The organism is Variovorax durovernensis, assembly GCF_977011995.1.
On sequence record NZ_CDRNCW010000001.1, the window covers coordinates 4475635 to 4499616 of the forward strand.

The following is a 23982-nucleotide window of genomic DNA, read 5'->3' on the forward strand; positions in this document are numbered from 1 at the left end:
AGGACGGTTCGAGCGGCGCGGGCGCCGCGCACCACAACGTGGCATGGATCGTGCTGTGCCACCGGCAATGAATGCAGCCGTCACGCCTGAACCCGCCGCCGTCGAAATCGTCGCGCTGACCAAGCGCTATGCGCCAGGCACGCCGGCCGCCGTAGACCAGATCGACCTGCGCATCGCCAGCGGCAGCTACTGCTGCCTGCTCGGCCCGTCGGGCTGCGGCAAGAGCACCACGCTGCGCATGATTGCGGGCCACGAGTCGGTCACCAGCGGCGACATCCTGCTGGACAACCGCAACATCACGGACCTGCCCGCGGCGGCGCGCGGCACGGCGATGATGTTCCAGAGCTTCGCGCTGTTCCCCCACCTCTCGGCCACCGACAACGTGGCCTTCAGCCTCAAGATGAAAGGCGTCGGCAAGGCCGAGCGCCACAAGCGTGCCAACGACCTGCTCGAACGCGTCGCGATGGGCCACCTGGCCAACCGCAAGCCCGGTGAGCTGTCCGGCGGCCAGCAGCAGCGCGTGGCGCTGGCGCGCGCGCTCATCACCGAACCGCGCGTGCTGCTGCTCGACGAGCCGCTGTCGGCACTCGACCCCTTCCTGCGCATCCAGATGCGCGCCGAACTGCGGCGCTGGCAGAAGGAACTGGGCCTGACCTTCGTGCACGTCACGCACTCGCAGGAAGAAGCCATGGCGCTGGCCGACACCATGGTGGTCATGAACCACGGTGTGATCGAGCAGGTCGGCTCGCCGCACGCGGTCTACAACCACCCGGCGAGCGAATTCGTGGCGCGCTTCATGGGCGGCCACAACGTGTTCGACACGCCAGCCGGCCCGATCGCGGTGCGCAACGACCGCATGCGGATCGCCTCGGTTTCCGACGAAGCGAGCGCCGCGCCCAATGCACTGGGGGCCACCGTCACCGACGTGGAATACCAGGGCACCTACGTGCTGCTCGGCCTGTCGCTCGGCGGCGCCGCTCCAGGCCGCCAGAACGTTTCGGTGCTGCTGGGCGAAGCCGCCTTTCTCGCCCGGCCCTATGTGCAGGGCGAGGCAGTGCACCTTTCATGGGCCGCGGCCGACGCGCGCGTGCTCGGCCCCGGTGTCAAGCCGCCGGGCGAGCGGGCATCGGCGCTCGCCGGCAGTGCCCCGCGCGACGACATGGCCGCGCTTGCCATGACCCTCTGAGCCGACCCTTTTTTCTTCCCTTTCCTTTCCACTGTTTCTTCCACGGAGACTTCACCATGACCGACCCCATCGACTCGTCCGCCGGCTTCAAGCGTCGCACCCTGCTGCAGGGCACGGCCGGCATCCTGGCCACGGGCATCGCGCCTTTCGTGCATGCGCAGGAAAAGGTCGTGCTGCGCTACCTCGGCACGGCAGTGAACCAGGACAAGGCCATTGCCGAGAAGTTCAAGGCCGACACCGGCATCGAGATCCAGTACGTGGCCGTGACCACCGACGACGTGACCAAGCGCGCCGTCACCGCGCCCAACAGCTTCGACCTGATCGATACCGAGTTCTTCTCGCTCAAGAAGATCGTGCCGACCGGCAACCTCAAGGGCATCGACACCAAGCGCGTGAAGAACGCCGACAAGATCACCTCGCTGTTCACCAAGGGCGAAGTGGCCGGCAAGAAGGTCGGCGACCAGGGCACGGCGCCGGTGAAGGTGATCTACCTAGAGGGCGAGAAGAGCAAGGCCTTCGCCAAGTCGGCCACGCAGTACATGTCGCTGATTCCCACCACCTACAACGCCGACACGCTGGGCATCCGCCCCGACCTGATCAAGCGCCCCATCGGCTCGTGGGCAGAACTGCTGAACCCCGAGTTCAAGGGCAAGACCGCGATCCTGAACATTCCGTCGATCGGCATCATGGACGCCGCGATGGTGGTGGAAGCCAAGGGCATCCACAAATATGCCGACAAGGGCAACATGACCAAGGCCGAGATCGACCTGACGATCAAGACCCTGATCGAGGCCAAGAAGGCCGGCCAGTTCCGCGCGCTGTGGAAGGACTTCAACGAATCGGTGAACCTCATGGCCTCGGGCGAGGTAGTGATCCAGTCGATGTGGTCGCCCGCGGTCACGGCCGTGCGCAGCAAGGGTATCGACTGCACCTTCCAGCCGCTCAAGGAAGGCTATCGTGCCTGGGCCTCGGGCTTCGGCCTGCCGGCCACGCTGTCGGGCAAGAAGCTCGACGGCGCGTATGAATTCATCAACTGGTTCCTCGACGGCTGGGCCGGCGCGTACCTCAACCGCCAGGGCTACTACAGCGCCGTGCTCGACACCGCCAAGACCAAGATGGAAGCCTACGAATGGGCCTACTGGATGGAAGGCAAGCCCGCCGCGCAGGACATCAAGAGCCCGCAGGGCGACGTGATTGCCAAGGCAGGCTCGGTGCGCGACGGCGGCAGCTACGAACAGCGCATGGGCGGCATCGCCTGCTGGAACGCGGTGATGGACGAGAACGAGTACATGGTCCGCAAGTGGAACGAGTTCGTCGCGGCCTGACCTTCGACCCGAGCTTGTGAACGCTCCCACCACCCGCGCGTCCGCCGCCGCCACGCCCATCCACGCCGTCAGGGCGTGGTGGCAGGCGGCGCCGTTCGCGCTGGTGTTCCTGCTGTTCTTCCTGATTCCGCTGGCGCTGGTCGCGATGGTCAGCCTGTGGAACTTCAATGAATACGAGCTGATCCCGGCCGTCACGCTGCGCAACTACCTCAGCCTGTTCGAAGGCTGCTCGCGCCTCACCGACAACGGCGACCTGTGCGTCACGCTCAACACCTACCTGAGCACATTCAAGTTCTGCGTGCTGGTGTGGGGCATCACGCTGCTGATCGGCTTCTCGGTTGCGTACTTCCTGGCGTTCCATGTGCGCTCGTCGACCATGCAGACGGTGCTGTTCGTGCTGTGCACGGTACCGTTCTGGACATCGAACGTGATCCGCATGATCTCGTGGGTGCCGCTCCTGGGACGCAACGGGCTGGTCAATCAGGCGCTGATGGGCCTGGGCCTGGTGAACCAGCCGCTCGAATGGCTGCTGTTCTCCGATTTCTCGGTGGTGCTGGCCTTCGTGCACCTGTACACGATGTTCATGATCGTGCCGATCTTCAACAGCATGATGCGCATCGACCGCTCGCTGCTCGAAGCGGCCAGCGACGCGGGCGCATCGGGCTGGCAGACGCTGTGGAACGTGGTGGTGCCGCTGTCGCGCACGGGCATCCTGATCGGCTCGATCTTCGTCATCACCATCGTCATGGGCGACTTCGTCACCATCGGCGTGATGGGCGGCCAGCAGATCGCATCCATCGGCAAGATCATCCAGGTGCAGACCTCGTACCTGCAGTTTCCGCTGGCTGCGGCCAACGCGATGATCCTGCTGGCTGTCGTGCTGATGATCATCTGGGGGCTGACCCGGCTGGTCGACATTCGCAAGGAGCTCTAGGGTGAGCTTTTGTTCTTCAGGGCTCGCTCACGCCGACTGCGTCCATCCGCGAATGGCACCGGGTGCTCCCCGCAGCGAAATAAAGGAGGAGCCGAAGGCGGGGGACATTCGCGGAGGGGAGCACCCGATGTCATTCGCACTCGCCCTGAAGGAAAAACACAAATGAGCCAACGCATAGGCGAACAACGCAGCCCCGGCTTCTGGCCTCTCGCCACGGTATTCGCCCTGTTCGTGCTGTTTCTCTACGGCCCGATGATCACGATCTTCGTGCTCAGCTTCCAGGGCCCCGAGGGCGGCCTCACCTTCCCGCTGCGCGGCGTTTCGCTGCACTGGTTCTACAAACTGGCTGAAGGGCTGGGCACGGTGGATATCGGGGCAGCCTTCAGGCGCTCTCTTGCGCTGGGCGCCGTGGTGATGGCCTTCACCGTCGTGCTGTCGGTGCTGGCAGGCCTGGCGTTCCGCAAGAAGCTCGCCGGCAGCAACGCCCTGTTCTTCGTCACGGTGGCCAGCCTCATCATGCCGTCGATCATCATCTCGCTCGGCATCGGCCTGCAGTTCCGCCTCATCGACACCGGCATCAAGAGCATGCTGACAGCCATGGACGCCACCACGCTGCTCGAAAGCTACGGCACCGCGCTCGGCCTGTTCAGCTCCGCCCTCGGCGCGCACCTGACATGGACGCTGCCCTTCGGCCTGCTCATCATGTTCGCCGTGTTCAACCGCTTCAACCCGGCCTACGAAGAAGCCGCACGCGACCTCGGCGCCACCCCGTGGCAGAGCTTCCGCTTCGTGGTGCTCCCGCTGATCGGCCCCTCGATCGTGGGCATCGGCATGTTCGGCTTCACGCTCTCCTGGGACGAAATCGCCCGCACTTCGCAGGCCATCGGCGACGTCAACACCCTGCCGCTCGAGCTGCAGGGCCTGACCTCGACCGTCACCACGCCGTCGATCTATGCACTGGGCACGGTGACCACCGTCGTGTCGCTGCTGGTCATGGCCGTGGCGCTGGGTTCGGCCGCCCTGCTGCGCCGGCGCTCCACCCGCAGACGCTAACCAAGGGCTGCCCACCGGGCGGCCAGCAGCGTTTCGATGTCGTGCACCCGGCGGCCCGTGGCGCGGGCAACGGCGTCGCGGTATGGCGGCATGTTGGTGCACTCCATCACGATGTCCCCCACCTCCGGATGAAGCGCCACCAGCCGGCGCGCGGCATCGACCACGTTGCGCTCGGCCTCCGCCAGATCGAGATGCTCTTCGTTGTTCAGGATGCGCCGATGGAACTCGCAGCCCGGCTGCACGCCCTGCACCGGCGTGCCCTGCGGCACACCGGCCGCGTCGAGGATGGCCCGGCTCATCGAATCCGCATCGAAGGTCAGGATGCCCGGGCGCGCGAACTCGCGGCATTGCAGCAGGCTCGACGTGACGACGGGAACCTGCACCGCGCCGGCCAGCACCTGCTGGTACGCCGCCAGAAAACCGCAGCTGGTGGTGAGCATGGCCGCGCCCTCCCCGGCCAGCCGCAGCGCGCCGTCTACGAAGGGCTGCAGCAGCGAGCGGTCAGCCTCTTTCACGATGCGCTCGGGCGAAGCGCCCTCGATCACGAGCAGCCGCACCGCGATGCCGTGCCGCTCGAAGGTCGCCGGATTGCCTACATCGCCCGGCGGCCGCGGGAAGCGCGTGTCGAGCATCAGCACGCCGAGGAACGGCATGGCGTCGCGCATCACGGCACGCCCTCTGCGCTATGCCGCCGCACCCTTGAAGCGGCCCAGGAAAGCCTGCGTCGCCGCCTGCCTCGGGTTGTCGATCACCACTTCCGGCGGCCCGCTTTCCGCGACCACGCCGTCGCGCATGAAGATCACCTGGTCGGCCACCTCGCGCGCGAAGCCGATCTCGTGCGTCACCAGGATCATGGTCATGCCGTCCCTGGCCAGCCCCTTGATGACGCCGAGCACTTCGCCGACCAGTTCCGGGTCGAGCGCGGAGGTGGCTTCGTCGAACAGCATGACGGCGGGCTTCATGGCCAGCGCGCGCGCAATGGCCACGCGCTGCTTCTGGCCGCCGGAGAGCTTGTCGGGAAAGTAATCGGCGCGATCCAGCAGGCCCACCTTGGCGAGAAGCGCGCGCGCCTCGGCCTCGGCCTGCGGCTTGGGCGTCTTCAGCACCGTCATCGGCCCTTCCATCACGTTGCGCAGCACCGTCATGTGAGGGAAGAGGTTGAAGTGCTGGAACACCATGCCCGTCGACGCCCTGAAGCGCGCCAGCGCGCGCTCGTTGGGCAGCGTGGTGTGCACGCCGTTGAACTCGATGCTCTGCTCGCCCACCGTGATGCGCCCGGCATTGGGCACCGACAGCAGGTTGATGCAGCGCAGCAGCGTCGACTTGCCCGAGCCCGAGGGTCCGATGATCGCGACCACCTGGCCGCGCTCGATCTGCAGCGAGATGTCCTTCAGGACGACGTTCTGCCCGAAGGCTTTCTTGAGCTTGCTGATCTCTATCAGGGGTGCGGGCATCTCAGGCTTCTTCCTTGGCGCCGGCGCCGAATTCCATGCGCTTGGCCCAGATGGTGACGGGCAGCAGCACCGCGAAGTAGGCGACCGCGATGAAGGTGTAGAGCTCCAGAGGCCGGTAGGTTTCGTGCGCGATCACCTGGCCCTGGTAGAGCAGGTCGGGCACGGCCAGCACCGACAGCAGCGAGGTGTTCTTCAGCTGCATGATCGACTGGCTCATGAGCGGCGGCACCATGCGCTTGAACGCCTGCGGCAGCACGATGCGGCGCATGAGCTGCATGCGCGTCATGCCGAGCGCGCGGGCCGCCTCGACCTGGCCGCTGTCGATGGAAATGATGCCGCCGCGCACGATCTCGGAATAGAACGCACCGCCGTAGAGCGACAGGCACAGCGTGGCGGCCGCAACGGCCGAGATCTCCAGCCCGGTGAGCACCGGCAGCGCGTAGTAGAACCACACCAGCTGCACCAGCACCGGCGTGCAGCGGAACACCTCGATGTAGGCGCGGATCGGCGCCGACACCCACGGGTTGCGCGACAACCGCCCCAGCCCGGTGACCAGGCCGATCAGGAGCCCCAGCACCACGCACACGACGGTGAACACCAGCGTGTAGGCCAGGCCTATGAGCAGCAGCCGCCGGTAGCTCCAGAGCACGCTGAAGTCCCAGTCGTAGGCCGTGCCGGACGCGCCGCCGGAGAAATGGCGCACCGCGGCCCAGATGCCGGCCAGCACGCAAGCGAGCAGCACGGCCGTGCCGAGCCGGGAGCGGCCCCTGGGCTCGCTCGTCGGATCCTCGAGGTCCATGGCGACCCCTTCAGAACTTGATTTCAGGCGGGAAGGCGCTGGCCGGCACGCCCGCGAGCTTTTCCATGTTCTTCAGGATGACACTGCGCACCTCGCCCTTGCTGCGCTCCTGCGCCAGCCAGGCGTTCACCGCCTTCTGCAGGCCGGGGTCGGAGTCCTTGCGCAGGCCGATGCTCACCGGCGCGGTGTACACCGGCTGCGGGATGTACATCGTGCCCAGGCCCGGGCGCTTGGCCAGCAGTGGCTCGGCCAGCAGGATCACGAGCACCTGGCAATCGGCGCGGCCGGCCTGCAGCGACATGGTGGCGGCGCCGGAGTTCTCCAGGCGGGTGACGTCGGCCTTGGGCAGCACGCGCTGGGCCAACTGGTCATGGCTGGAGCCGATGTCCACCACGATCTTGGTCTCGGGCGTGTTCAGCTGTTCCCAGCTCTTCTGCGGCACGCCCTTCTTGCAGACCACCGTGTAGGTGTTCTCGAACAGCGTGTCGGCGAAGTTGACCATGGCCGCGCGCTGCGGCGACGGGGCCAGGCCGAACATGGCGTCGATCTTGTTGGACTGCAGGTCGAGCACCGCGTTGCCCCAGGTGGTCTCGACGTATTCGACCTTGGCGCCCAGGCTCCTGGCCAGGCTCTCGCCGAAGTCGGGGCCGAAGCCCTCCCACTTGCCGGTGCCCGGGTCCTTGGCAAAGTACGGAATGGCGCCGGCGATGGCCCCCACGCGCAGCACATGGGTGCGCTGCACCCGCGCGAGCGAGCTCTCCTGGTCCTGGGAAAAAGCCGGCCCGAAGGTACAGGCGGCAACGGCAGCCACGAGGGCCCGAATGAAATTCTGTTTGATGGTCACGAGCACTCCAAGCAATTGGCTTGCCAATATACAAAGGTAAGCGATTGGTTCCAAGGTTTTCCTTGCGCTTGGGCCGCCTCGTCGAAAAACACCGCGCGACCTAAAATCCGCCGCACAACAAGCACAACACAACCCTGAGGGGGTCCCATGCTCGACATCGACAAACTCAACGAATTCACCAACAACCATGGCGAACTGCGCCGCGGCCAGGGGCTGGTCACAGGCACGATCGCCCTGAGCCTGGCCATCCTCTGCTTCCTGGGCGTGCTCGCCTTCCACTTTCCGCAGTACCTCACCACGCCGGAGCTTCGCAAGAGCTACAACGTCGACGTGATGCGGATCATCCTGCTGACGGCGCTGGTCATCTCGGGCGGGCTGTCGCTGGTGAACATCATCTTCAACCGCTCGCGCTGGCTGTCGTCGGCCGCGTTCCTGCTTGTGGCGGTCTCGGCGCTGCTGGGCGGGCACAAGGTGCCGGTGCACGACTTCGCGGACCACACGCCGTACATCGGGCTCGATTGGTTCATCCTCGACCTGCTGGGCTCGTCGCTGATCTTCATCTTCATCGAGAAGCTGTTCGCGCTGCGCAAGGACCAGCCCGTGTTCCGCGAGGAGTGGCAGACCGACTTCCACCACTTCGTGGTGAACCACATGATCGTGGGCTTCGTGCTGCTGGCCACCAACCTGCTGGTGCACAAGCTCTTCGGCTGGGCCGCCAACGACGGCATTCGCGGCTGGGTGGGCAACCTGCCGTTCTGGGCCGGCATCCTGCTGATCATCCTGGTGGCCGACCTGGTGCAGTACTGGACGCACCGCGCCTACCACGAGGTGCCCGTGCTGTGGCGCCTGCACGCGGTGCACCACAGCGTGAAGAGCATGGACTGGATGGCCGGCTCGCGCCAGCACATCCTCGAATTGCTGATCACCCGCACGCTGGTGCTGGCGCCCATCTACGTGCTGGGCTTCAGCAAGGAAGTGATCGACGCGTACATCGTGGTGGTCGGCTTCCAGGCGGTGTTCAACCACTGCAACGTGAGCGTGCGGCTCGGCCCGCTGCGCTATTTGATCGTGACGCCCAACTTCCACCACTGGCACCACAGCCAGGACATCGAGGCGCTCGACAAGAACTACGCGGCGCACTACGCCTTCCTCGACTACATCTTCGGCACGGCGGTGAAGAGCACCAAGCTCTGGCCCGAGAAATACGGCGTGCTGGGCGACTACGTGCCCAACGGTTTCTTCAAGCAGTTGAAGTTCCCGTTCGTCTGGAAGGGCTGATGCGCGCCACGTTCAAGACCGCCGCGGTCGTCATTGCCGCGGGCGCCGCCCTGCTGCTCACGGCCTGCGCCACCCGCCTCGACCTGCCCTCCAAGGACGCCGGGCTGCGCCTGCGCGTGCAAAGCTCGGTCATCGCGCCGGGCAACGGCGGCGAGCTCATCGCGGCCGATGCGCTGGAGCCGGGCGACATCCTGCTGACCTCCATCGCCACGGTCAATTCCTTCGGCATCCGGCTGGGCACCTTCTCGCCGGTGAGCCACGCGGTGCTCTACCTGGGCGACGGCCAGATCGCCGAAGCCGTGGGCACGGGCGTGCGCGCCCGGCCGCTGGCCGAGGTGGTCGACGAAGAACAGATGGTCGTGGCCTTTCGGGTGCCTGGGGTCGATGCAGCCGGCGCTGCACGCCTGCGCGAATGGGCGATGTCGCAGGTCGGCACGCGCTACAACACCGTGGGCGTGCTGCTGAACGCGCCCTTCGTGCTCAACCGCCGCCTCTGCGAACTGCCGCTGATGCCGGAGGCAGTCAGCAGCTATTGCATGAGCGGCCTGGCGATGGTGCAACTGGGCGCGAGCCGCAACGACCAGTTCTTCTGCTCCCAGTTCGTGCTGGAGGCCTACAGGCAGGCAGGCCTGCCGATCACCCGCGCCGACCCGCGCTGGGTGAGCCCGGCCGACCTGCTGCACATGCGTGAAGGCGACGTGCCCTCGATTGCCGCCACGCAGCCGCTGCGCTATGTGGGCCACCTGAAATACAACCCGCCGCCGCTGCTCGCGGCGGATGGCCCTTGAGCGCGGCAGCTTCATCCCGCTTCGATGTCGTCGTGATCGGCGCCGGCGCGGCCGGGCTGTTCTGCGCCGGAGTGGCTGGCCAGCGCGGGCTCAAGGTGCTGTTGGTGGACCACAGCGAGAAGGTGGGCGAGAAGATCCGGATCTCGGGCGGCGGGCGCGCCAACTTCACCAATCGCGATCTCGACGTGCGGGCGCCGCAGCGCCATTTCATCGGCGACAACCCGAATTTCTGCCGTTCGGCGCTGTCGCGTTATGCATCGCACCAGTTCATCGAGCTGGTGCAGAAGCACGGCATCGCCTTTCACGAGAAGCACAAGGGGCAGCTGTTCTGCGACGGTTCCTCGCAGCAGATCGTCGACATGCTGCTGGCCGAATGCGCGGCTGGCGGCGTCGAACGGTGGCAGCCGTGCAAGATCGGGAACATTGCATTTTCAGCCGCTGATGCAGGCGGTACCGGCGCGGGCGGCTATCAAATCGAGAGCAACCGAGGCCTGATCGAAACGCCGAAGATCGTGGTCGCGACCGGCGGCCTGTCGATCCCGCAGATAGGCGCCACCGACTTCGGCTACCGCATCGCCGAGCAGTTCGGCCTGCGTGTGGTCACGCCGCGGCCGGCGCTGGTGCCGCTGACCTTCGGCGGCGAAGCCTGGGAGCCCTATGCCGGACTGGCCGGGCTCGCGCTGCCGGTGCGCATCGAAACCGGGGCCAAGAAAGAAAAAATGGCCTTCCTGGAAGACCTGCTGTTCACCCACCGCGGGCTTTCGGGCCCGGCGGTACTGCAGATTTCGAGCTACTGGAAGCCCGGCGCCCCGCTGACGCTGGATTTCGCCCCGGGCGTGGACGTGGCCGAGGCGCTGGGCGAAGCCAAGCTCCGCTCGAAGAAGCGCATCGCCAACGAACTGGCCACGCTGGTGCCTTCCCGGCTGGCAGACGCCTGGGTCGGCCAGGACCCGGCACTGCAGCGGCCGGTGAACGAGGCGGCCGACAAGGCGCTGGCGGCGCTGTCGGAGCGCATCGCCCGCTGGCAGATCACCCCCAGCGGCACCGAGGGCTACAAGAAAGCCGAGGTCACGGCCGGGGGCGTCGACACCCGGGATTTGTCCTCCCAGACCATGGAATCGAAGCAGCCCGGGCTGTTTTTCATCGGCGAAGTGGTCGATGTCACAGGCTGGCTGGGCGGATACAACTTCCAATGGGCGTGGGCGAGCGCCCATGCGTGCGCACAGGCCCTTTGACCCCCACGGACTCCCTTCCAGGGCACCGTGGAACCGGCTTTGCCGGGCCACCGGTGCCGCCCCCGGCGAGGGGGAAGGTGAAGCGACACGAAGTGCGCGCAGCCTGGGGGAGTGCTATAATCGCGGGCTAACTCTGGCCTCCCCTCAACGGCCGCAAACAGTTTTCAGTTGAGGAACCCCGGCTTGGGGCCTCGATCTCTCCAGGCCAAATTCATTTCAACGATTCATCAATGACCACCATCCGCGTTAAAGAAAACGAGCCCTTCGACGTCGCACTGCGCCGTTTCAAGCGCACCATCGAAAAGCTCGGCCTGCTGACCGACCTGCGTGCCCGCGAGTTCTACGAAAAGCCGACCGCCGAACGCAAGCGCAAGAAGGCCGCCGCGGTCAAGCGCCACTACAAGCGCGTGCGCAGCATGCAGCTGCCCAAGAAGCTGTACTAAGCAACGCCCTGGCGGCCGGCTCCAGACGAAAGTCAGCACCGCCGCCCAGTTGCCTCAGCCGCGCCAGGGAAACCTGCCGCGGCTTTTGTTTTTTCCGAAAGGTTGCCGAATGACACTCAAAGAACAAATCACCGAAGACATGAAGACGGCGATGCGCGCCAAGGACTCCGAGCGCCTGGCCACCATCCGCCTGCTCCTGGCCGCCATGAAGCAGAAGGAAGTCGACGAGCGCGTGGAGCTCGACGACGCCATGGTCGTCGCCATCGTCGACAAGATGGTCAAGCAGCGCAAGGACTCCATCGCCGCCTTCACCACCGGCGGCCGCGCCGACCTCGCCGACAAGGAAGCCGCCGAGATCAAGGTGCTGGAGGTCTACCTGCCCCAGCGCATGAGCGCCGATGAAACGGCGGCCGCGGTGAAGGCCATCGTGGCCGAGCTGGGCGCCAGCGGCCCCGGCGACATGGGCAAGGTGATGGGCGTGGTCAAGACCCGCCTCGCCGGCAAGGCCGACATGGGCCAGGTCAGCGCAGCGGTCAAGGCCGCTCTGTCGGGCGCCTGATGCCGATGAACGCCGGCAGCCCCTCCGTCGCCATTCCCAAGGCCTGCGCCTGCCTGGTCGACGCACGGGGCCGGCTGCTGGTGTTCCGCCATCCCGAGGATGGCAACATGCAGCTCCCCAAGGGCACCATCGAGCCCGGTGAATCGCCCGAGGTGGCGGTGCGCCGCGAACTGCTCGAGGAATCGGGCATCGACCACCGCGGCCCGCTGCGGTCGCTGGGCACGCTGGACCGCGAATGCGAGGCCGGCGTCGAAGGCAACACCCATCGCCACCCGCAGCTGTGGCACCTGTTCCTGATGCGCGCCGAAAGCCCGCTGCCCGAGACTTTCACGCACACGGCAACGGGCAGCCCCGAGGAGGAAGGCCTGGTATTCCTGTTCAGCTGGCTCGAATCCGGCGACCCCCTCGACGACTTCGCCCTGCCCTACCGCCAGACCATCGAGCGCGTCCGCGCTGCGCTGCTGCTCGCAGCCTGACCTCGGCTCACAAGCCGGCGCGCGCGGCCATGTAGAGCCCCAGCAGCGCCAACCCGATCAGGAAGCAGCGCTTGAACACGGCCACAGACAGCCGCTGCCGCAGCCAGGCCCCGACCACCATGCCGCCGATGGCCGGCACCAGCATCGCGAACGAGCCACCGAGCGCCGACACCGGATAGCCCCCGTTCCCGATCAGCCCGATGGCCAGCACCACCGTCGAGGTGGTGAACGAGATTCCCATCGCCTGGATCAGCGAATCGCGCTGGAACCCGAGCGCCTGCAGATACGGCACGGCCGGCACCGCGAACACCCCCGTCACCGCAGTCACCAGCCCAGTGACGATGCCCACCAGCGGCCCCAGCCAGCGCGCCCGCGCGTCGCTCACATGCAGGTGCCGCCCGGTCAGCCCCCAGACCGCGTAGACCACCAGCGCCACCCCGAGCGCGAACGAAGCCCAGGCGCCCGCCGGCACGCCCAGCCAAAGCGCCCCGCCCAGCGTGCCGATCACCACCCCCACCTGCATGCCGCCGATGCGCCGCAGCACCGGCATGAAGGTCGCGCGCGGCCCGGTCTGCCAGATGTTGGTGACGAGCGACGGCACGATCAGCAACGCCGCCGCCTGCACCGGCGACATCCACAGCGCGAGCAGCCCCATCGACACCGTCGGCAGCCCGAGGCCGACCACGCCCTTGATCACCCCGGCTAGCAGGTACACCGCGGTGGCGGCGGCCCAGAAACTCATCGCGTCGTTCGTTGGCATCGTCATCGCGGCCGAGTCTGCCGATGAAGCCCGCGCCCGGAAATGCGGCATTCGCGCAGCCAGCCTCAGGCTGGGACTGAGGCTCCTGGTGCACACTCCGGCGGATCATGCGATTCGATCTCACCGACCTGCGGCTCTTCCTCAACGTGGTCGAGGCCGGCAGCCTCACGGGCGGCGCCGGCCGCTCGCACATGACGCTGGCCTCCGCCAGCCAGCGGGTGCGCGGCATGGAAGACGCGCTCGGCACCCCGCTGCTCACGCGCCACGCGCAGGGCGTGCGCGCCACCGAGGCCGGCCGCACGCTGCTGCACCATGCGCGCGTCGTGCTGCAGCAGATGGAGCGGCTGCGCGGCGAACTCGGCGAATACGGCCAGGGCCTCAAGGGCCATGTGCGCTTCATGTGCGGCACCTCGGCGCTGACCGAGCACCTGCCCGAGGTGCTGAGCCGCTTTCTCGCGCAGCATCCGCGCATCTCGGTCGACCTGGAGGAACGCGCCAGCCCCGACACGGTGGAAGCGCTGCGCGCCGGCCTGTGCGACATCGGCATCGTCTCGGACGCCATCGACAGCGAGGGCCTCGAATGCCACACCTTCCGCCGCGACGACCTCGTGCTCGTCATGCCGCGCGGCCACGCACTGGCCGGGCGCCGGCGCCTGAAACTGGCCGAGGTGGTCGACAACGAATTCGTGGGCCTGCCGGCGGACAGTGCGCTGCAGCAGCTGATCACCCAACATGTGCGCGCGCTCGGCAAGCACCTCGCCTACCGGGTGCGGGTGCGCAACTTCGAGGCGGTGTGCCGCATGGTCGAGTACGGCATCGGCGTGGGCATCGTGCCGCAGACGGCGGCCGAACGCTGTGCCCGCTCGATGAAGATCGCGCGCGCCTCGCTTGCGGACAAATGGGCCGAGCGCACGCTGATGGCCTGCGTGCGCTCGTCGGAAGACCTGCCGCTCAATGCCAGGCGCATGCTCGAGCACCTGATCGCGCCGATGGAAGAACCCGCCAGGCCGCGGCGGGCCGCGGAAGAAGCCCGACCCGGTTGACCCAGGACCTCAGGCGCCGGCCACCTTCATGCGGTTCACCAGCACCGACCCGGTGGTCTTGGCGCCGAAGGTGTAGGCATCCGCGCCGATGGCTTCGATGCCTATGAGCATGTCCTTCAGGTTGCCGGCGATGGTGATCTCCTGCACCGGGAAGGCGATCTTGCCCTTCTCGACCCAGAAGCCGCTGGCGCCGCGCGAGTAGTCGCCGGTCACGTAGTTCACGCCCTGGCCCATCAGCTCGATCACGAACAGGCCGGTGCCCAGCTTGGCGAGCATGGCGTCGAGGTCGTCGGCGTGCTTCGTCAGGCGCGAGCTCAGCGTCAGGTTGTGCGAACCGCCGGCGTTGCCGGTGGTCTTCATGCCCAGCTTGCGGGCCGAGTAGGTCGAGAGAAAGTAGCCTTCGAGGCGGCCGGCATCGACCACCTTGCGCGCGCGGGTGGTCACGCCTTCGTCGTCGAAGGGCGAGCTGCCCTTGCCGCGCATCACGTGCGGGTCTTCGGCCACGTCGATGTGCTTGGGCAGCACGGGCTTGCCCAGCGAATCGAGCAGGAAGCTGCTCTTGCGATACAGCGCCCCGCCGCTCACGGCCTGCACCAGACCGCCCAGCAGGCCCACGGCCAGTGGCGACTCGAACAGCACCGGGCATTCGGTGGTCTTGATCTTGCGCGACTTCAGGCGGCTCAGCGCCCGCTCGGCGGCGTAGCGGCCCACGGCCTGCGGGCTGGCCAGTTCGTCGGCGGAGCGCATGGAGCTGTACCAGGCGTCGCGCTGCATGTCGTCACCCTTGCCGGCGATGGGCGCCACCGAAATGGAGTGCCGCGAGCTGGCGTAGCCGCCACGGAAGCCGTGCGTGTGGGCGCTGAAGAAGTGGCTCTGCTGGGCCGAGACGCCCGCGCCTTCGCTGTTGGTGATGCGCTTGTCGGTCGACAGGGCGGCCGCTTCGCATTCAAGCGCCAGCTTGGCGGCCTGCTCGCTCGTCACGTCCCAGGGGTGGAACAGGTCGAGTTCGGGGTGCTCCTTGGCGATGTCTGCCTCGTCGGGCAGGCCGCTCACCGGGTCTTCGGCGGTGAAGCGGGCGATGTCGTAGGCCGCCTGGACGGTCTGCTTGATGGCCCCTTCGGAGAAGTCGGAGGTGCTGGCGTTGCCGCGGCGGTGGCCCACGTAGACCGTGATGCCCAGCGACTTGTCGCGGTTGCGCTCGACGTTCTCGAGCTCGCCCTTGCGCACGGAGACGCTCAGGCCGCAGCCCTCGGACGCCTCGGCGCCGGCATCGGTCGCCCCGAGCTTCTTGGCGTGCGCCAAGGCCGAGTCGACCAGGTTTTCGAAGAAGGAGCGGCTGTAGGCGAAGCCGGAATCGGCGCGCGAGGAGGATGTCGTCATGTGGTGGCTATGATACTTGCGCCCCCCAATCCCCGTTTACCCCCTGCTTCCCACCGCGCATTGCATGCGTTGCAACGCCGCACGGTGCGGCCCAGAATCCATCCCATGTCCCGCAAACCCAAAAAAGGCTATTTCGTCCGTGGCCAGTTCGTCGCTGAAGGCAGCGAGCTCGACCTGGAGCTCAAGCGCGAGCTCAAGGGCACCGACGACGCCAGCCGCACCGACCTCAAGCGCGAGAGCGACGAACTCCAGAAGCTGGGCGGCGAACTGCTGACGCTGCGCGCCGGCCTGTTCGACGCGCTCCAGCTCGACGAGAAACTGGTCGACGCCATCGCCGAAGCCAAGCGCATCACCAATTTCGAAGGCAAGCGCCGCCAGATGCAGTTCATCGGCAAGCTCATGCGCAAGCTCGAGCCCGAGGTGCTGGAGGCCGTCAGGCAGGCCCTGTCGGAGCAGGCCAGCGTGCCGGCCGCCGAAACCGCCGCCCTGCACGAGGCCGAGCGCTGGCGCGACCGGCTGATTGCCGACGACGATGCCCTCGGCGGCTGGATCGAAACCCACCCCGCCACCGACTCCCAGCAACTGCGCGCCCTGGTGCGCCAGGCCCGCAAGGACATGAAGACCGGCCCGGCCGGTGAAGCGCCCCGACAGGGCAAGGCCTACCGCGAGATCTTCCAGCTCGTGCGCGCCCAGTTGGCGGTGCACGGCGGCGACGACCACGCAGCCGCCGCGGCGGAACAAGACCGGGAAGAGGACGCATGAGCGCAGAAGCTGTTTTCGAGCCGGTGCGCATCGGCATCGTCTCGGTCAGCGACCGTGCCTCCAGCGGGGCCTACGAAGACAAGGGCCTGCCCTCGCTGAAGGAATGGCTCGGCAAGGCGCTGAAGAACCCCATCGAATTCGAGCCCCGGCTGATTCCCGACGAGGCCGCGCGCATCAGCGCCGCGCTGGTCGAGCTGGTCGACGCCGGCTGTTCGCTGGTGCTGACCACCGGCGGCACCGGCCCCGCCCTGCGCGACGTGACGCCCGAGGCCACGCTGGCCGTCGCCCACAAGGAAATGCCCGGCTTCGGCGAGCAGATGCGCCAGATCAGCCTGCGCTTCGTGCCTACCGCGATCCTGTCGCGGCAGGTGGCGGTGATCCGCGACAAGAGCCTGATCATCAACCTGCCGGGCCAGCCCAAGTCGATCGCGGAAACGCTCGAGGGGCTGAAGGACGCGAACGGGGCACAGCTCGTGCCCGGCATCTTCGCGGCGGTGCCCTACTGCATCGACCTGATTGGCGGGCCGTACCTGGAAACCGACGATTCGGTCTGCAAGGCCTTCCGGCCGAAGTCGGCCATCCGCACTCGCGCCTGAGCGGCGTCGACTCGCGGCCGCTACTGCGGCGGAAGGCTCCTGGCCTCGACGTCCTTCAGGCACGCACTGACCGCCGCGTGCGACGCCTGCTCGTAGCAGCGCGCGGCCGCGGCACGCGCCGCCTTCTGCTGCACGCGCCGCTCTTCGGCGCTGTCGATCTGGTAGCTCATGAGCCATTTCATGGACAGCGCCAGCACGAGCCCCAGGCCGAGCGACATGCCCACCACCGTCGAGCGCCACGTCCGCGCACTGGGCGCGGCGGGCTCGGCCGCAGGGCCGACGTCGAACGCCATTGGAGGATGTGAAGGCGAGCCGCCATGGACCCGGCGACGCTGCGGAGCGCGCGGCTCGGCTGTTGCGGTGCGTGCGGAAGACTTGTCGTAGCTACCCATCGATCTGATTGTCCAACAATCGACGCCCCTCGCTTCGCCGCGCCGGAGGCCTCTCAGCCTCCGGCGAACCGTGAGCCCTCAGGCTCAGGCCAGATCGAACCTGTCGAGGTTCATCACCTTCGTCCACGCGGCCACGAAGTCGTTCGCGAACTTCTCTTGCGCGTCCGAGCTCGCGTAGATCTCGGCAATGGCGCGCAGCTGCGCATTCGAGCCGAAGACCAGGTCGGCGCGCGTGCCGGTCCACTTCAGTTCGCCCGATTTGCGGTCGCGGCCTTCGTACTTCTCGTTGCCGGCCGGAGCAGCCTTCCACTCCGTGCCCATGTCGAGCAGGTTGACGAAGAAGTCGTTGCTCAGCGTGCCCGGCTTCTTGGTGAAGACGCCGTCCTGGCTCTGGCCGACATTGGCGCCGATCACGCGCAGGCCGCCGAGGAGCACGGCCAGCTCCGGTGCGGTCAGCGTCAGCAGTTGCGCCCTGTCGACGAGCAGCACTTCGGCCGGCACGCTGAACCGCGCCTTGGTGTAGTTGCGGAAACCGTCGGCCACCGGCTCCAGGGGCTCGAAAGACTGCACGTCGGTCTGTTCCTGCGACGCGTCGGCACGGCCCGGCGAGAAGGGGACCTTGAGTTCGCGTCCGGCATTGCGCGCAGCTTGCTCCACGCCGGCACCGCCGGCCAGCACGATCAGGTCGGCCAGCGAGATCTTCTTGCCGCCCTTCTGCGCCGCGTTGAACTCCTCGCGGATGCCTTCGAGCACCTGCAGCACCTTGGCCAGTTGCGCCGGCTCGTTCACCGCCCAGTCCTTCTGGGGAGCGAGGCGAATGCGTGCACCGTTCGCGCCGCCCCGCTTGTCGGAGCCGCGGAAGGTCGATGCCGAAGCCCATGCCGTCGAAACGAGTTGCGCCGGCGTGAGGCCCGAGGCCAGCACCTTCTTGGCGAGCGCTTCCACGTCCTGCGCATCGACCAGCGCATGGTCGACGGCCGGAATCGGGTCTTGCCATATCAGCTCTTCGGCCGGCACTTCCGGTCCGAGGTAGCGTGCGCGCGGGCCCATGTCGCGGTGGGTGAGCTTGAACCATGCGCGGGCGAATGCATCGGCGAACTGGTCGGGGTTTGCAAGGAAGCGGCGCGAGATCTTCTCGTAGGCCGGGTCGATGCGCAGCGACAGGTCGGTGGTGAGCATGGTCGGCGCGTGGCGCTTCGACGGGTCGTGCGCGTCCGGAATGGTTCCCGCGCCGGCACCGCCCTTGGCCACCCACTGGTGCGCGCCCGCGGGGCTCTTGGTGAGTTCCCATTCGAAGCCGAACAGGTTCTCGAAGAAGTTGTTGCTCCACTTCGTGGGCGTGGTGGTCCAGGTGACTTCCAGGCCGCTGGTGATGGTGTCGCCGCCCTTGCCGGTGCCGAAGCTGCTCTTCCAGCCCAGGCCCTGGTCTTCGATGCCCGCTGCCTCGGGCTCGTGCCCGACGTTGGTTGCCGGGCCCGCGCCGTGCGTCTTGCCGAAGGTGTGGCCTCCGGCAATGAGCGCCACGGTTTCTTCGTCGTCCATGGCCATGCGCGCGAAGGTGTCGCGGATGTCGCGCGCCGCGGCGAGCGGGTCGGGGTTGCCGTCCGGGCCTTCGGGGTTCACGTAGATCAGGCCCATCTGCACGGCGGCCAGCGGGTTCTCGAGGTCGCGTGTGTGCGGCACCTTGCTGTCGTCGTCCTTCACGAGCACCGCGCCGGATTTCTCGACGCCCGGCGAACCTTGCGAATAGCGGATGTCGCCGCCGAGCCAAGTGGTCTCGCGGCCCCAGTACACGTCCTGGTCGGGTTCCCACACATCGGCACGGCCGCCCGCGAAGCCGAAGGTCTTGAAGCCCATCGTTTCCAGCGCGACGTTGCCCGTGAGGATCAACAGGTCGGCCCACGAAATCTTGTTGCCGTACTTCTGCTTGATCGGCCAGAGCAGACGCCGTGCCTTGTCGAGGCTCACGTTGTCAGGCCAGCTGTTCAGCGGTGCGAAGCGCTGCTGGCCGCGACCGGCGCCGCCGCGTCCGTCACCGATGCGGTAGGTGCCCGCGCTGTGCCATGCCATGCGAATGAACAGCGGGCCGTAGTGGCCGAAGTCCGCCGGCCACCAGTCCTGCGAGTCGGTCATCAGCGTGGCGAGGTCTTTCTTCACCGCTGCAAGATCGAGGCTCTTGAACGCCGCGGCATAGTCGAAGTCCTTGTCCATCGGATCGGATTTCGACGAGTGCTGGTGAAGCAGATCGATACGCAGCTGCTTGGGCCACCAGTCTCGGTTGGTGGTGCCGGCACCTGCTGCCTGGCTGAAGGGACACTTGGCTTCGGTCTTGTCACTGCTCATGGGAACTCCTGGTTTTGTGCTGCGAGGGGATCAGGCAAATTCTCTGACAGAAGCCGCCGTGGGGCGAATAGAAGCACTCAATTCCAGCGATAGCGCAAGCTGGCCCTGCTTGTCATTCGCCGCGCGGTCTCCGGCGCTCGGACGCGAGCTTTATAGCCTCATCGCCCGCCCCGCCGCAATCGATCGGCCCCTGAAGCCGAGTGGCATCACTCAGGCCGCCGCCGGCCCGAACCCATGGCTTTCGGCCGCCTGCTCGCACGGCACGCGCTCGGCCTGCACGGTGGAGTGGTGAATGTCGAAGCGCTCCGCCAGCAGCGCGCGCAGGCGCTGCGTGAACGGCGCGAGATCGCCCACATCCGGCTTGCCCACCACGTGCACGCTCAGGCTCACCTTGCCGCTGGAGAGGGCCCACACGTGCAGGTCATGCAGGCTGGCGACGCCTTCGCTCGCCAGCAGCGCGCGTTCGATCTCCGGCAGATCCACCTCGTCGGGCACGCCTTCGAGCAGCACGTTGAGGCTCTCGCGCAGGAGCCGCCAGGTGCGCGGCAGCACCCACAGCCCGATGGCCACCGCGATCACCGAGTCGACCCATGCCCAGCCCGTGAAGCGAATGACCAGTGCGCCGAGAATCACGCCGATCGAGCCCAGCATGTCGGCCCACACCTCCAGGTACGCGCCCTTCACGTTGAGGCTCTCGTCCTTGCCCGCCGCCAGCAGCCGCATGCCGACGAGGTTGACGACCAGCCCGCCGGCGGCCACCAGCATCATCATGGTCGACTGGATCTCGGCCGGCGCGGAGATGCGGCGGTACGCCTCGTACAGCACGTACATCGCCACGAAGAACAGCAGCACCGCGTTCAGCACCGCCGCCAGGATCTCGAAGCGGTAGTAGCCGAAGGTGCGCCGCCTGTCGGCGGGCCGCTTGCCGATCCAGATGGCGGCCAGGGAAATCGCCAGCGCCACGGTGTCGGTGAACATGTGGGCGGCATCGGACAACAGCGCGAGGCTGCCCGACACCAGCCCGCCGACCACCTCGGCGACGAGGTAGACGGAGGTCAGCAGCAGTGCCCAGCGCAGCGCCTTTTCATTGCTGCCTGTGGCGTGCGAATGCTCATGTGCCATGGAATCCTTGCGGTGCAGGGTCGAGCGGCGCGCCGTAGTTCTGCTCGCGGGCGTCTTCCTGCTGCACCTCGTCTTCGTCGCGCCTGTGCGCGATGCGGTAGAGCAGCGGAAGCACCAGCAGCGTCAGCGCGGTCGACGAAAGGATACCGCCGATCACCACGGTGGCCAGCGGCCGCTGCACCTCGGCGCCCGTGCCGGTGGCGATGGCCATCGGTACGAAGCCCAGCGACGCGACAAGCGCGGTCATCAGCACCGGCCGCAGCCGCGTGAGCGCGCCTTCGCGAATGGCTGCGTCCAGCGGCAGCCCACCCTCGCGCAGGTTGCGGATGAACGAGATCATCACCAACCCGTTGAGCACCGCCACGCCCGACAGCGCAATGAAGCCCACCGCCGCCGAGATCGACAGCGGAATACCGCGCATCCACAGCGCCACGATGCCGCCCGTGAGCGCGAACGGAATGCCGGTGAACACCAACAGCCCGTCCTTGAGGTTGCCGAACATCGCGAACAGCAGCGTGAACACCAGCAGCAGCGACACCGGCACCACGACCTGCAGCCGCTGCGTGGCCGACGCGAGGTTCTCGTACTGCCCGCCCCACACGGTCCAGTAGCCCGAGGGAATGCTCACCTTGCGCATGGCCTCTTCGGCCTCGGCCACGAAGGAGCCCAGGTCGCGGCCGCGCACGTTGGCGCTCACCACGATGCGGCGCTTGCCGTCTTCACGGCTCACCTGGTTCGGACCCGGCGCGATGTCGAGCGTGGCCACTTCGCCCAGCGGGATGAAGCTGGTGCGCGCGCTCTCGGCACCGGCGCCCTTGGGCAGCGCCACGGGCAGGCGCTTGATGGCCTCGAGGTCGGTACGCAGGTTCTCTGGCAGGCGCACGATGATGTCGAAGCGGCGGTCGCCGTCGAACAGCGTGCCCGCCTCGCGCCCGCCGACCGCGACCGAGATCGCGTCCTGCACGTCGCCCACGTTCAGGCCGTAGCGCGCGGTCTTGTTGCGGTCGATGTTCACCGTGAGCATCGGCAGGCCGGTGGTCTGCTCGACCTTCACTTCGGCCGCGCCGGGGATCTTGCCCAGCGCCTCCGACACCTCGGCCGCGGTCTTGTTGAGCACGTCCATGTCGTCGCCGAAGATCTTCACCGCCACGTCGCTGCGCACGCCGGAGATCAGCTCGTTGAAGCGCAGCTGGATCGGCTGCGAGAACTCGTAGTTGTTGCCCGGCAGCTTCTCGACTTCTTCCTGCACCGCCGCCAGCAGCTCGGCGCGCGAGCGGCGTGGCTTGGGCCACTCGCTCTCGGGCTTGAGCATGATGTAGCCGTCCGAAATGTTCGGCGGCATCGGGTCCGAAGCGATCTCGGCCGTGCCGGTGCGCGCGAAGATGCGCTCGATTTCCGGAAACTTCTCCTTCAGCGTGCGTTCGAGCTGTTTCTGCATCTCGACCGACTGCGTCAGGCTGGTACCCGGAATGCGCAGCGCCTGAATGGCGAAGTCGCCTTCGCTCAGGCTGGGCACGAATTCGGTGCCCAGCCGCGTGGCCAGCAGGCCCGACAGCAGCACCGCCACCACCGCGGTGGTGATCACCAGCGGCTTGGCGGACATGACGCGCGCCAGCAGGGGCTCGTAGCCGCGCTTGGCCCACACCATCAGGCGGTTTTCCTTCTCGCTCACCTTGTTGCCGATGAACAGCGCCACGGCAGCAGGGATGAAGGTGATCGACAGAATCATCGCGCCCAGCAGCGCGATCACCACGGTGAAGGCCATCGGGTGGAACAGCTTGCCCTCCACGCCCGTGAGCGCAAAGATCGGCAGGTACACGATCATGATGATGAGCTGGCCGAACAGCAGCGGCCGGCGCGCCTCCTGCGAGGCGGCGAACACTTCATGGAAGCGCTCGCTGCGCGTGAGCGGCCGGCCCTTGTGGGCCTGCGCATGGGCCAGCCTTCGCACGCAGTTCTCCACGATCACCACCGCGCCGTCGATGATGATGCCGAAGTCCAGCGCCCCCAGGCTCATGAGGTTGGCGCTGACCTTCTGGTTCACCATGCCGGTGAAGGTGAAGAGCATCGACAGCGGAATCACCAGCGCAGTGATCAGTGCCGCGCGGATGTTGCCCAGGAACAGGAACAGGATCGCGATGACCAGCACCGCGCCCTCGAACAGGTTCTTCTTCACCGTGGCGATGGCCTTGTCCACCAGCACCGTGCGGTCGTACACCGTCACCGCCTTCACGCCGGCGGGCAGCGTGCGGTTGATCTCCTGCATCTTCTTGTCGACGGCCTGCGACACGGTGCGGCTGTTCTCGCCGATCAGCATGAACACCGTACCCAGCACCACTTCGCGGCCGTTGTCGGTGGCGGCACCGGTGCGCAGTTCCTTGCCGATGCCGACCTCGGCCACGTCCTGCACGCGCAGCGGAATGCCGTTGGCGTTGCCGAGGATGACGTTGCCGATGTCCTCCACCGACTTCACCTGCCCCGGCGCGCGAATGAGATATTGCTCGCCGCGCTTCTCGATGTAGCCCGCGCCCACGTTGGCGTTGTTGCGCTCCAGCGCGGTGACCACGTCGGTCATGGTGAGGCCATGGGCCAGCAGCTTGGCCGGGTCGGGAGCTATCTGGAACTCCTTGGCATAGCCGCCGATGGAGTTGATCTCGGTCACGCCCGCCACATTGCGCAGCTGCGGCTTGATGATCCAGTCCTGTATCTCGCGCAGGTCGGTGGGCGAATAGGGCCTGCCGTCGGCCTTCTTCGCGCCCTCTTCCGCTTCCACGGTCCAGAGATAGATTTCGCCGAGGCCTGTCGAGATGGGCCCGATCACCGGCGATATGCCGCTGGGCATGCTCTCGCGCGCCGACTGTATGCGCTCGTTGACGAGCTGCCGCGCGAAGTAGATGTCGGTGCCGTCCTTGAAGATCACGGTGACCTGCGAGAGGCCGTAGCGCGACAGCGAGCGCGTCTGCTGCAGCCCCGGCAGGCCGGCCATGACGGTCTCGATCGGGTAGGTCACGCGCTGCTCGGTCTCCAGCGGGGAATAGCCCGGCGCGGCGGTGTTGATCTGCACCTGAACGTTGGTGATGTCGGGCACCGCGTCGATGGGCAGCTTCTGGTAGCTGAAGATGCCCAGCGCCGCCATGCCCAGCACGGCAAGCAGGATCAGCCAGCGCTGCTCGATGGAGAAGCGGATGATTCGTTCGAACATGCGTGCTT

23 protein-coding genes are annotated in these 23982 nt (G+C 67.1%); 13 read left to right on the forward strand and 10 right to left on the reverse strand.

Translation table 11 applies throughout. The features are described from left to right. Nucleotides 1–67 precede the first annotated feature (67 nt). From ACWV14_RS21320 to ACWV14_RS21335, 4 genes are all read left to right on the forward strand, one after another. The gene (locus ACWV14_RS21320; protein WP_454903565.1) at nt 68–1186 is read left to right on the forward strand and encodes an ABC transporter ATP-binding protein; all 1119 of its coding nucleotides are present in this window, start codon (nt 68–70) and stop codon (nt 1184–1186) included. 56 nt (nt 1187–1242) lie between these two features. Then, entirely contained in the window at nt 1243–2511 is a 1269-nt protein-coding gene (locus tag ACWV14_RS21325) for an ABC transporter substrate-binding protein (RefSeq protein ID WP_106935001.1), read from the forward strand. A 16-nt stretch (nt 2512–2527) separates the two neighbouring features. After that, complete coding sequence (locus ACWV14_RS21330) at nt 2528–3445, forward strand: ABC transporter permease (RefSeq protein WP_454903567.1); 918 nt, start codon at nt 2528–2530, stop codon at nt 3443–3445. A 162-nt stretch (nt 3446–3607) separates the two neighbouring features. Beyond that, nucleotides 3608–4498: an ABC transporter permease gene (locus ACWV14_RS21335; protein ID WP_454903568.1), complete on the forward strand. Its 891-nt coding sequence runs from the start codon at nt 3608–3610 to the stop codon at nt 4496–4498. Here ACWV14_RS21335 and ACWV14_RS21340 read toward each other — a convergent pair. Genes ACWV14_RS21340 through ACWV14_RS21355 form a run of 4 tightly spaced genes read right to left on the reverse strand, consistent with a single transcriptional unit; the run spans nt 4495 to nt 7595 of the window. Beyond that, nucleotides 4495–5163 (reverse strand): aspartate/glutamate racemase family protein, encoded by a 669-nt coding sequence (locus tag ACWV14_RS21340; protein ID WP_454903570.1) that lies wholly within the window; start codon nt 5161–5163, stop codon nt 4495–4497. The genes ACWV14_RS21335 and ACWV14_RS21340 overlap by 4 nt on opposite strands. Before the next feature lie 18 nt (nt 5164–5181). Beyond that, nucleotides 5182–5952 (reverse strand): amino acid ABC transporter ATP-binding protein, encoded by a 771-nt coding sequence (locus ACWV14_RS21345; protein WP_454903571.1) that lies wholly within the window; start codon nt 5950–5952, stop codon nt 5182–5184. Between the two features lies 1 nt (nt 5953). Next, nucleotides 5954–6751, reverse strand: a complete 798-nt coding sequence (locus ACWV14_RS21350) for an amino acid ABC transporter permease (protein ID WP_454903573.1) — start codon at nt 6749–6751, stop codon at nt 5954–5956. Nucleotides 6752–6761: 10 nt separating this feature from the next. Next, the gene (locus tag ACWV14_RS21355; RefSeq protein ID WP_454903574.1) at nt 6762–7595 is read right to left on the reverse strand and encodes a transporter substrate-binding domain-containing protein; all 834 of its coding nucleotides are present in this window, start codon (nt 7593–7595) and stop codon (nt 6762–6764) included. A gap of 147 nt (nt 7596–7742) precedes the next feature. Between ACWV14_RS21355 and ACWV14_RS21360 the strand changes: the two genes are divergently transcribed. The 6 genes from ACWV14_RS21360 (at nt 7743) to ACWV14_RS21385 (ending at nt 12374) form a co-directional block, all read left to right on the forward strand. Next, on the forward strand, nt 7743–8873 hold the full coding sequence (locus tag ACWV14_RS21360) for a sterol desaturase family protein (protein WP_454903575.1): 1131 nt from the start codon (nt 7743–7745) through the stop codon (nt 8871–8873). Further along, complete coding sequence (locus ACWV14_RS21365) at nt 8873–9661, forward strand: YaeF family permuted papain-like enzyme (RefSeq protein ID WP_454903577.1); 789 nt, start codon at nt 8873–8875, stop codon at nt 9659–9661. The genes ACWV14_RS21360 and ACWV14_RS21365 overlap by 1 nt, the downstream gene beginning before the upstream one ends. Further along, a complete protein-coding gene (locus tag ACWV14_RS21370; protein ID WP_454903579.1) occupies nt 9658–10896 on the forward strand; it encodes an NAD(P)/FAD-dependent oxidoreductase in 1239 nt (412 codons plus the stop codon). Before ACWV14_RS21365 ends, ACWV14_RS21370 begins: the two co-directional genes overlap by 4 nt. A gap of 230 nt (nt 10897–11126) precedes the next feature. Beyond that, nucleotides 11127–11339 carry a 30S ribosomal protein S21 gene (gene rpsU, locus ACWV14_RS21375; RefSeq protein ID WP_007833691.1) on the forward strand — a complete coding sequence of 71 codons (213 nt, stop codon included), beginning with the start codon at nt 11127–11129 and terminating at the stop codon, nt 11337–11339. A 109-nt stretch (nt 11340–11448) separates the two neighbouring features. After that, a complete protein-coding gene (locus tag ACWV14_RS21380) occupies nt 11449–11898 on the forward strand; it encodes a GatB/YqeY domain-containing protein (RefSeq protein WP_454903581.1) in 450 nt (149 codons plus the stop codon). A 5-nt stretch (nt 11899–11903) separates the two neighbouring features. After that, nucleotides 11904–12374: an NUDIX domain-containing protein gene (locus ACWV14_RS21385; protein ID WP_454903583.1), complete on the forward strand. Its 471-nt coding sequence runs from the start codon at nt 11904–11906 to the stop codon at nt 12372–12374. 7 nt (nt 12375–12381) lie between these two features. Here ACWV14_RS21385 and ACWV14_RS21390 read toward each other — a convergent pair whose 3' ends face one another. Beyond that, nucleotides 12382–13116 (reverse strand): sulfite exporter TauE/SafE family protein, encoded by a 735-nt coding sequence (locus ACWV14_RS21390; protein WP_455240183.1) that lies wholly within the window; start codon nt 13114–13116, stop codon nt 12382–12384. A 125-nt stretch (nt 13117–13241) separates the two neighbouring features. Here ACWV14_RS21390 and ACWV14_RS21395 point away from each other — a divergent pair, with 125 nt between their 5' ends. Further along, nucleotides 13242–14177 (forward strand): LysR family transcriptional regulator, encoded by a 936-nt coding sequence (locus ACWV14_RS21395; protein ID WP_454903585.1) that lies wholly within the window; start codon nt 13242–13244, stop codon nt 14175–14177. 9 nt (nt 14178–14186) lie between these two features. Here ACWV14_RS21395 and pmbA read toward each other — a convergent pair whose 3' ends face one another. Then, a complete protein-coding gene (gene pmbA, locus ACWV14_RS21400) occupies nt 14187–15557 on the reverse strand; it encodes a metalloprotease PmbA (RefSeq protein ID WP_454903586.1) in 1371 nt (456 codons plus the stop codon). A gap of 105 nt (nt 15558–15662) precedes the next feature. Between pmbA and yjgA the strand changes: the two genes are divergently transcribed. Together yjgA and mog are read left to right on the forward strand one after the other, a co-directional pair. After that, entirely contained in the window at nt 15663–16319 is a 657-nt protein-coding gene (yjgA, locus tag ACWV14_RS21405) for a ribosome biogenesis factor YjgA (protein WP_422087371.1), read from the forward strand. Further along, nucleotides 16316–16915 carry a molybdopterin adenylyltransferase gene (gene mog / locus ACWV14_RS21410; RefSeq protein WP_422087372.1) on the forward strand — a complete coding sequence of 200 codons (600 nt, stop codon included), beginning with the start codon at nt 16316–16318 and terminating at the stop codon, nt 16913–16915. Before yjgA ends, mog begins: the two co-directional genes overlap by 4 nt. 20 nt (nt 16916–16935) lie before the next feature. Here the strand turns inward: mog and ACWV14_RS21415 are convergent, their stop codons facing one another. The 4 genes from ACWV14_RS21415 to ACWV14_RS21430 all read right to left on the reverse strand — a co-directional run bounded on the left by ACWV14_RS21415 (nt 16936) and on the right by ACWV14_RS21430 (nt 23974). Further along, a complete protein-coding gene (locus ACWV14_RS21415) occupies nt 16936–17208 on the reverse strand; it encodes a hypothetical protein (protein ID WP_454903589.1) in 273 nt (90 codons plus the stop codon). Between the two features lie 183 nt (nt 17209–17391). Continuing rightward, nucleotides 17392–19650, reverse strand: coding sequence for a catalase/peroxidase HPI (gene katG, locus ACWV14_RS21420; protein WP_454903590.1), 2259 nt, complete (start codon nt 19648–19650; stop codon nt 17392–17394). 210 nt (nt 19651–19860) lie between these two features. Beyond that, nucleotides 19861–20772, reverse strand: a complete 912-nt coding sequence (locus ACWV14_RS21425; protein WP_422087375.1) for a cation diffusion facilitator family transporter — start codon at nt 20770–20772, stop codon at nt 19861–19863. Beyond that, nucleotides 20762–23974 carry a CusA/CzcA family heavy metal efflux RND transporter gene (locus tag ACWV14_RS21430; RefSeq protein WP_454903592.1) on the reverse strand — a complete coding sequence of 1071 codons (3213 nt, stop codon included), beginning with the start codon at nt 23972–23974 and terminating at the stop codon, nt 20762–20764. Before ACWV14_RS21430 ends, ACWV14_RS21425 begins: the two co-directional genes overlap by 11 nt. Between the last annotated feature and the right edge of the window lie 8 nt (nt 23975–23982).